The 527-nt window shown below is 68.3% G+C and carries 1 protein-coding gene; it reads left to right on the top strand.

Annotated features, from left to right (window positions below; all coding sequences use genetic code 11):
- Positions 1–516: phosphopantetheine-binding protein (locus KVT37_RS31820; RefSeq protein ID WP_217578967.1), on the top strand; the 516-nt coding region annotated here is incomplete at its 5' end.
- Positions 517–527 lie beyond the last annotated feature (11 nt).

The raw sequence follows: 527 nt of genomic DNA, 5'->3' as shown, positions 1-527 counted from the left end.
CTGAGCGCGAACGGCAAGCTCGACCGCAAGGCGCTGCCGGCGCCGGAGGGCGGAGCCTATGCGCGTGGCCTTTACGAGCCGCCGCAGGGCGAGGTGGAAGCGATCCTTGCCGGCCTGTGGGCGGAACTGCTAGGTGTCGAACAGGTCGGTCGGCAGGACAGCTTCTTCGAGCCCGGCGGCCATTCGCTGCTGGCGGTCAAGCTGCTGGAGCGTCTGCGGCGCCTAGGCCTGGGCGCGGCGATCCGCGACCTGTTCGAACATCCCCGGCTGGCGGCTTTCGCGGCCAAGCTGGGATGGAGCCGCGAGGTGGTGGTGCCCCCCAATGGCATTACCCCGCGGAGCCGGACGATTACACCGGCGATGGTGCCGCTGGCGGCGCTGTGCCAGGCCGAGATCGACCGGGTTGTCGAGACGGTGCCGGGCGGGACCGCCAATGTCGAAGACATCTATGCGCTGTCGCCGTTGCAGGACTGCATCCTGTTCCATCACCTTCTGGCGCAGAAGGGCGATCCGTAACTGTTCCGAGG

The organism is Mesorhizobium sp. GbtcB19 (genome assembly GCF_019091085.1).
In the GTDB taxonomy this organism is placed as follows: Bacteria; Pseudomonadota; Alphaproteobacteria; order Rhizobiales; family Rhizobiaceae; genus Mesorhizobium.
The sequence above is the reverse complement of the archived record's forward strand: the minus strand, read 5'-3'. Positions and strand labels throughout refer to the sequence as shown.